The following is a 7,533-nucleotide window of genomic DNA, read 5'->3' as shown; positions in this document are numbered from 1 at the left end:
CTTCAAGAGGGTAGGTTTCCACTACATCGCCGAAAACGCCATCCAACCCCGCTGATCGCCCGGAGAACGCGGATGCCAACCCGAAGATCTTTTCAAAATCGCAGTTGTTCAGTAACTTGGGCTAGCGACCGACAGGTTGCGAGGCGGCTTCTGGCTTCTGGTAGGCCTCGGTGACGTCAACTGCCGGGACCCAGGTAGTCTCCGGTGACCACACCAGCGGAAACGACAGGCCGGTCCTCTTGAACGAGGACGCGTAGATGCGGTGCGGCCACAATCGCGGGTCCACCGCATTGCCCCGCGTTTTTTCGGTGAACCATCCCTTGTCCAGTTCGGTGTCCTCGGCACCGCCGACGTGGTGCCACCGCCCGGCCCAGACTTCCACCCAGGTGTGGTTGCCTGCGTGGCGGCCGGTGGCGTCACCCTTGCCGTCCTTCCAGGCCGGAATGCTGGCGATGCGCGCCGGGATGCCGCACGCCCGGCAGACATCAACGAGCATGATGGACAGGCCGGTACAGGAAGCACAGCCCGCCTTGATCGTCCCGGCTGGAGAGGTGTTGGGTCGCGGGCGCTTGGCCGCGTCGTATTGAATGCCGTAGACCCTGAACACCTCTCGGTTAAGGAATCGCACGGCTTCCGCGATGGTCTTGAACTCCCAGGCCTTGCCGGCGAAACGATCGCGGAACTCCTTCCGCCAGAGATCGCGGCTCTCGTCCAGGCTGGCGTAGGGTAGGATATCATTCAGGAAGAGCTCAGCGGGCACCTCGTGTGCCCACGGGGCTTTCTCTCGGGCTTCATAGGCGAGTTCAACATTCTCCTTCAACACGCCGGGGTCGATCGCTCGCAGATCGTTGTCGGGCATGTTTGCCAGGAGGAAGGCCATCCCTTCGCGGCGGTCGCCTTGGGTGGCCCGCAATGCCGCCAGCAGCGCCCCGCGGTGATTCCCTGCCCTGCCCAAAGCCGCGATGACGCCGGACCTGGATGGTCCAGGCAAGGAACGAACCTGCGTCGCGGCGAGCTGCAGCTGGCCCAGAGACTGCCGGTCAGGGCGTACCATGGGCGTGCCCGAGAAAGAGACCTCGATGGTATCGCCCTTCCCAAACGCGCCGGACTCCGGCAACAGCAGGAAGTTGTCGGTGACGACCGCTTTGGGATGGGGGGGCTCGGTCAGCCTGACGTGGGCAAGTCGCGATGGCAGCCACGCGATTACCGGTTTCTCGGGCCAACTCCCCTCACGCGTCGCCGTGATTCTGAAGGTCGTGCGGCCATCGCCTTCGGTGAAGGCCTGCTGCCAGGCAGGCTCCAACCTCGACATCCGCGCGTCCCAGCCGGGGTCTCCGTAAAAGGCGACCGTGTCGCGGTCCCAGAGCAGGCCTGCGGCCGTCTGCTCAGGCACGATTCGCCCGCCTTCCTCCTTGAGTAGCCCGTGCCGGGTGAACAACTCGTTGATCGCGTCGGGCTCGAAGCGATAGAGTTCGGTGTTCGACCAGCGAGGATACTCGGTATGGAGCTTGTGTAGGAGAGCCTGCTCCGTGAAGAAGAACGACTCGGCCAGGTTGTTTCGTCCTCCCGAGAAGTACTGGCCGGTACCCCAGCCGACGAATCCAAACCAGGTGACCACGGTATAGCCGAACATCTGATGAACGCCCCCGCAGTGCATCCAGGCGGTGGCCATACAGTCCGGTTGCGGGATCCGCCCGATGAGGCAGTTGCCCATCGGCAAGTAGACTTTGACGTTAGGGCTGTGGATGTCAACCCGCTCCCCGTTGCTGGTACGGGCATAGAGCCGGCCCTTCTCACATAAGAACCGACCTCCCCTGAAGTTGTAGCCCACCTCCCAGTCTCGCTCGGTGGCATGCCCACTGGTGAAGAAGATCTCCGGGGCCATGGTGTTGAAGCCCTCAGCAAGGGCTCTGCTTGCGTCCGGTTCGACCCTTGATCGGGTGGTCTTGCCGTCCGTCAGTATCCAGAAGTCGTTCTTGCTGCTCTCCGAGGACGCGAAGCCGTCTGGCAGCGATTCAATGTGTCCCACACCGGCCCCGGATGCACCTCGCCGAATGACCAGCGGCTCGCTCCGTCTTGCGATTCGCAGGGCGTCACCCGCGTCGTAACCCGTGACGATGCCCCAGATCGCATCGGTGTAGGGGTCGGCGTCGAGTTGTCGTGTCAAGCGATGAATCCGGACCACGTATTCCCGGCCGGCTTCCTCCGGACGAGCCACGAAGCAGATGCGGTCCGGCATCCAGGCGGAGAGTGCCCAGACCGCCTCGTTCACGTCAGTTTCGTATCGGATGACCTCGGCGTGGTGCTTGGCGACCAGGGCATCCACGACCGCTCGCCACTCCTGACGGTCACAGGTGTCTGCGCTGACCACGACCGCGCAGATCCGACGGTCGGCAGCGACGTCGCCCTGTGCCACCGGTGCCGGCGATGATGCCATCAGGTCGCCCTCTGCCCCCAACAGTATCAAGAGCAGGATGCGACCGAAGCGTGACGGGGCCCGCGCGCGGGTCGTCCCGATGGGGCACTCCGCTGAACTCATCCTTCTGCCTGTAGTTGGAACTTGATGTCGCCCTTGACGATGGTAGTCACCGCCCGTCCGCTGACCTGCCAGCCCTGAAACGGGCAGTTGCGGCTCTTGGATTCGAACCGGGTGACGTCGATGGTCCAATCCGCGCCTGGGTCGATCAGTGTGACATCCGCCTCGGCGCCGACGGACAGGGTTCCCCTGTCCAGAGAGAGCACTTTGGCTGGACCTGCGGTGAGCCGGTCGATCAGCTTGGGCCAGTCGATGATGCCGGGGTGGACCAGGGCCTTGATATACAGCGGCAGAGCGCACTCCAGACCGATAATCCCAAACGGGGCATCCAGAAACTCAAGTTCCTTCTGCTGAGTTCCATGCGGAGCGTGATCGGTGACCAGGCAGTCGATGGTGCCGTCGGCCACACCCTGCAGGCAGGCCTTGACGTCATCTCGCGTTCGCAGCGGCGGATTCATCTTGGTGTTCGTGTTGTAGGTCGCGCAGGCCTCCTCGGTCAGAAGCAGATGGTGAGGGCACACTTCAGCCGTGACCGGCAAGCCGGCCGCCTTGGCTTCGCGGATCAGTTCGACAGACCGGGCGGTTGAGACGTGGCAGACGTGGTATCGAGCCCTGGTCTGAAACACCAGGGTCAGGTCTCGCTGAATCATCAGCTCCTCGGCGATGGTGTTGATCCCGGGAAGGCCGAGTCGCGTGGCCGTCGCTCCGCCATTCATCACGCCCCCCCGGGCCATGTCCGGGTCCTCGCAGTGCTGTAGGATCGGCTTGTCGAACATCAGGACATACTGCAGGGCTCGGAACATGACGTTGGTTGAGGCCACGCCCTTGCCGTCGTCGGAGAATCCGACCGCGCCGGCCCGCACCATCTGGCCCATCTCGGCCAGCATCTCCCCCTGGCGACCCTCGGTGACGGCCCCGATGGGGTAGACATTGCACAGGCCGGCGACCTTGGCTTGATGACGAACGAACTCGACCCCGGCCTCGTCGTCGATGGCGGGCGTCGTATTGGGCATGCACGCGACGGAGGTGAAGCCGCCGGCCACCGCCGCGGCGCTACCGCTGGCAATGGTCTCGGCATTCTCATCGCCGGGTTCCCGGAAGTGAACGTGGATGTCGATTAGCCCCGGGCAGACAATCAGCCCTCTGGCGTCAATCGTCCTGGCCGCCGCCTCGGTCATTGTGCCACCCACTCTGGCGACCTTCCCGCCCTCCAGCAGCACGTCGCCGATCTCATCTCGCCTGTTGGCCGGATCGATGATCCGCCCACCCTTGATCAGCAGCTTGCCATGGGTCATAGCCTTAAGTCCTCGGAACGCGAAACGCCGGCCCCTTCCCACTCATGAAGGCTTGCATGCCCCGGATTATAACGGACCACGGCTCACCGTACATGGTCCCGGTTCATATTCCCTGTTGCCCCCTTTGCCGCTACATTTGAGCCATGCTTGCTCCTCCCGACCCTGTCTACAGCCGCCACCGGGTGAGCTGGGTATTTGCCTTGGCGGCAGTGAGTCTGCTGGCTTGTTTGATCTGGATGGTCAAGGTGGACTATGACCGACCTTGGCGCGGATGGCAGCGACAGCACATCGCGACCCAGGCGGCACTGGCCCGCTCGGACGTCCAGGCTGCGCAGAGCGACAAGGTCCGGAAAGCCCTCTCCGAGGCAGAGCAGGCGGTCAGGCTGGCCCAAACGCGACCAGCTTCTGATCCGGCGGCCGCGTTTGACCTGGCCGAGGCTCAACGTCGCGTCAAGCGCCTCACCAGGGACCGTGAAGATGCTTTCCTGCGGGCTCGCATTTGGCTGGAACGGGATGGCGGCGGTGTTCTGAACGCGCCGTTCCTCGATTTCCTCGCTCCCCGGGGAACGCCCGGCAAGTGCGAGGTCAGACAGGTCATCCTGCCCGAAGTCTACCAGAACCTGCATTTCGTTCGGGCAAAACAAACCGACCGCTGCATGACCTGCCATGTCGCTGTCGCAGATCGACACTTTGCGGAACAGGACTCGACTCACCGATCATCCGTGGATGTCGCCCAGCCGCTGCTCGCTCACCCGGATCTGGATCTCTACGCCGTCGCCGACTCTCCCCATCCGATGGCCCGAATGGGTTGCACGATCTGTCATGAGGGGAACGGCGAGGAGACCGATTTCGTGTTGGCCGGCCACCGGCCTCGATCCGAGGTACAGCGGCGCGAATGGGAGCGCAAGTACTACGTTCGCCGAGCGGGGCTCGTTCCGGAGCACACCTTCGACTCGGCAGCGGCGAGATGGGAACGACCGATACTGAAGACCGAGCATACCGAGGCGAACTGCGCCCAATGCCACGCCAGGGTGGCCGATATCGCCGTCCGCGACGGGGAGCCAGCGGCCGTCCGGATCAACGAAGGCCGGTACCTGTTCACCACCCTGGGCTGTGTGAACTGTCATCTCGTGGAGGGGCTGGCCGATGCCCGCAGGGTCGCCATCGACCTGAGTCACGTCGGTGACAAGGTGTCTCGCGGATGGCTCCATCAGTGGATCTGGCAGCCGCGCGAACAGCGCCCCTCGTCGAACATGCCCCACACGTTCCAGCAAGAGAACAACGACGCCCTTTCGGGTCGGAGCGGAGGAGATGTCGATCCCGTCCTTCGCACCCGGGCTGAAGCGGTGGCGATGGCTGAGTACCTGCTCGACACCGGCCAGGCTTCCCGGCGTCAACCCCTTCCCCACGATCTCTGGAACGCTCTTCAAGACGAACAGAGTCAAGCGGTGGCCGCCGCCGCGGACCGGGGGCGCCGCCTGTTCGGAGCGGTCGGTTGCCTGGCATGTCATGCCGCATTCCAACACCGCCCGGACAACGACCTCGGTGTCCCAGGTGACCCGCTGGGGGTGACCTGGGTCGCGGAACGGCTGGCCACTACTCGCCCCGCTGACGCCGATGAGGATGGCGTCTACCGAGATGCCGAGGCCATGAACGTCACCCGGCAGGCGGCGTTCATGACGGCTCGTCTGGCGACAGAAGTGGACGCGATCTTCCGGCCTCACGCCGCTGGCGAGCCGGTGCTTGCCCGACGCGGCCCCGAACTGTCCGGACTCCGAGCCAAGTTCACCGGCTATCGTCCGGCGGTCGAATGGCTCTACGATTGGCTGACCGATCCTCGCCGATATTCGCCCGACACGGTCATGCCCATCTTGCGGCTCGCACGCGGGCTGAAGCCGATGATCGACCGGCGCACGGGCCGCAAGACGAAGAGCCACGTCGATGCCGATGAAGCCCTGGATATCTCGATCTATCTGGCTACCTTGCCGGCTGACTTAGGGTCTGGTTCCGAGCCGTTTGACGCCCGTGCCGAGGACGCTCCTCAGCTCGCGGCCACCCGCGATGAGTTGCTTCGCAGGCTGGGGGGTTCGATCGATCCTCAAGCTCCTTGCTCGGGGGCTGATCTCGAGCATCAGCGATGGGTTGCCTTGGGTGAACGCCTGATCGGTCACTACGGTTGTTTCGGCTGCCATCGCATCCCGGGATTCGAGAACACACCGCGGATCGGACCAGAGTTCACCGAATGGGGCGAGGTGCCGCTGAGCCGGCTCGACTTTGGCCGTCTCGATCCCATCGTAAACCGCGACCGACCGGTCGGTGAGCGATTCAGACTCCTGTATCCGCCGGATCGGGAGAGTCTGCTTCGCCTCCTTCTGTCCAACCCGGAGCTGCGGGTCGAATACTCCCGCGAGTCCTTCGCCTGGCACAAGATGCGTAACCCGCGCCTCTGGGATCGCGATCGCACCCGCGGACCGTATGACAAGCTTCGCATGCCCAACTTTTTCCTCGTCGATCGGCAAGCGGAATCGTTGGTCACGTGGCTCTTGTCACGCAAGCCCTCGCGAGCGGGCGAGTCTCTCAAGGTCGCTTATGACGACCGGCCGGCCGGGTGGGTGGCCGACGGCCGTAACTTGGTTCGCGAGCTGAATTGCGTCGGTTGTCACCGCATCGACGGCAATCGGGCATTGCTGGACCAGTACTCCAAGGCGATCGAAGGCCCCAACGTGGTGTTCGACGAGGAGAACGCTCCGCCTACGCTGCACGGCGAAGGGGCCAAGGTGCTGCCCGGGTGGCCGCAAAGCTATCTCCGGCAAGTCGTGACCATGAGGCCGTGGCTCAGAGCCCGCATGCCGCAGTTCTATCTGTCCGACGGAGAGGCCACGCAGCTGGCCGCGTATTTCGCCGGCCTCAGTCGTCAGGAATCGCGCTGGCTCGACCGTCAGACAGCGACCGGGATCAGCGAGCCGCTTCGTCGTTTCGCCGCCCGCAACCGATGGCTGCCAGCCCACCTGCTGGATCCGCGCCAGGTTGCGCCCGCAGTTCATGCGGCCGCCCTGGGCGAAGTTCTTGCGGACGCGGTTTTCCTGGGCCGGCTCAACAACGTGAGCTATCCGTTCGCGGAGTCACCCGTCTCGGCGACATCCTCCCCGGACCGTCTGGCCGACGGTGAGACCATCTTCTTCGAACTGAAGTGCCTCAAATGCCACGTTTTTGGCGATCCGTCGGCGGCCGGGGCCAATGTCAAGCCGACAGCCCCAAACCTGGACCTCACCCCGTTCCGTCTCCGTCGCGACTGGAGCATCGCCTGGATGCAGGCTCCGGGACGCATTCAGCCAGGCACCAAGATGCCGGCGCTGTTCGGCGTGGGAGCCACGAGCGCGTTCGCCGCTTACCCGCCTGATCAGCGGGATCGGGTTCGGTCGCTCCTCCGCGACAAGAGCCTGATCGACGACGGCTCGCGACAGATCGAGGCAGTCAACGACTTCGTCTACGACGCGGCCCTGCGACGCCTGAACAAGGTACAGCCGGGGGAATTGGAGGACGAAAAGCCGAAAGTCGGAACGCCAAACGCCGACAAAGGAGAGACAACAGGCCTCTGAAACGGCAAGCGATGACCGGCGGTTGAACGTCGTCTACAGTCCCGGTTGCGTCAGACAGGCAGCCTCGCCTGAGAATCAGGGGGTCTTCTATTCTCCGCTTTCC

3 protein-coding genes are annotated in these 7,533 nt (G+C 64.0%); 1 reads left to right on the top strand and 2 read right to left on the bottom strand.

All coding sequences use genetic code 11. The features are described from left to right. Nucleotides 1–121: 121 nt before the first annotated feature. Together KA354_09630 and KA354_09625 are read right to left on the bottom strand one after the other, a co-directional pair. A complete protein-coding gene (locus KA354_09630; protein MBP7934891.1) occupies nt 122–2,437 on the bottom strand; it encodes a transglutaminase domain-containing protein in 2,316 nt (771 codons plus the stop codon). Nucleotides 2,438–2,535: 98 nt separating this feature from the next. Continuing rightward, entirely contained in the window at nt 2,536–3,831 is a 1,296-nt protein-coding gene (locus KA354_09625) for a dihydroorotase (GenBank protein ID MBP7934890.1), read from the bottom strand. A 143-nt stretch (nt 3,832–3,974) separates the two neighbouring features. On the opposite strand from KA354_09625, the gene KA354_09620 reads away from it, so the two are divergent. Further along, nucleotides 3,975–7,430, top strand: coding sequence for a hypothetical protein (locus KA354_09620; protein MBP7934889.1), 3,456 nt, complete (start codon nt 3,975–3,977; stop codon nt 7,428–7,430). Nucleotides 7,431–7,533: the final 103 nt, after the last annotated feature.

The sequence above is a fragment of the Phycisphaerae bacterium genome, from assembly GCA_018003015.1.
Taxonomy (GTDB): Bacteria; Planctomycetota; Phycisphaerae; order UBA1845; family PWPN01; genus JAGNEZ01.
The sequence above is the reverse complement of the archived record's forward strand: the minus strand, read 5'-3'. Positions and strand labels throughout refer to the sequence as shown.

What these genes read in the sequence shown, in the direction of transcription:
- KA354_09620 (MBP7934889.1), top strand. Translation starts at nt 3,975, where the DNA reads ATGCTTGCTCCTCCCGACCCTGTCTACAGCCGCCACCGGGTGAGCTGG.
- KA354_09625 (MBP7934890.1), bottom strand. Translation starts at nt 3,831, where the DNA reads ATGACCCATGGCAAGCTGCTGATCAAGGGTGGGCGGATCATCGATCCG.
- KA354_09630 (MBP7934891.1), bottom strand. Translation starts at nt 2,437, where the DNA reads ATGGCATCATCGCCGGCACCGGTGGCACAGGGCGACGTCGCTGCCGAC.